The organism is Acidobacteriota bacterium (assembly GCA_033549365.1).
Taxonomy (GTDB): Bacteria; Acidobacteriota; Aminicenantia; order Aminicenantales; family Saccharicenantaceae; genus JAWSUF01.
Genome location: JAWSUF010000057.1, coordinates 1 through 662, shown reverse-complemented (window position 1 = coordinate 662; position 662 = coordinate 1). Strand labels below are relative to the sequence as shown.

Genomic DNA, 662 nt, shown 5'->3' with positions numbered 1-662 from the left:
AAGGACAATACATTCAGCGTTATAAAGGCTTGGGAGAAATGAATCCCGAGCAATTGTGGGAGACGACTATGGATCCCGACAAACGGGTGCTGCTCCAGGTGAAAATTGAAGACGCCGTGGAGGCGGATGAAATATTTACCGTTCTGATGGGGGACCAGGTAGAGCCTAGAAGAGAATTCATCGAAAATAATGCTTTGAATGTATCGAATCTCGATATCTGATCCTTGGTGCACTAGGGTCTTTCCGGAGGAAAAATGTTATCTGAACAGAATAAAGTCACTATAAACATAGAAGATGAAATGCGTAAGTCCTATATGGACTATGCGATGAGCGTCATCATCGGGCGGGCGCTGCCCGACGTTCGTGACGGCCTGAAGCCCGTGCACAGGCGTGTGCTTTTCGCCATGAACGATCTGGGCAATGACTACAACAAACCCTATAAGAAATCGGCCCGCGTGGTCGGCGATGTCATCGGTAAATATCATCCTCATGGGGATACGGGCGTTTATGACACGATCGTCCGTCTCGCCCAGGACTTTTCCATGCGGCACCCGCTGGTCGACGGTCAGGGGAACTTCGGTTCTATCGATGGCGACTCGGCGGCCGCCATGCGTTATACCGAGATTCGCATGGATCGCCTGGCCCATGAACTTCTGGCGGAT

2 protein-coding genes are annotated in these 662 nt (G+C 51.1%); both read left to right on the top strand.

Features of this window, described 5'->3' with window-relative positions; all coding sequences use genetic code 11:
* Nucleotides 1-221, top strand: a 221-nt coding sequence (locus SCM96_16020) for a hypothetical protein (protein ID MDW7762112.1), incomplete at its 5' end; no start/stop codon positions are given.
* A 33-nt stretch (nucleotides 222-254) separates the two neighbouring features.
* Nucleotides 255-662: DNA gyrase subunit A (locus SCM96_16015; protein MDW7762111.1), on the top strand; the 408-nt coding region annotated here is incomplete at its 3' end.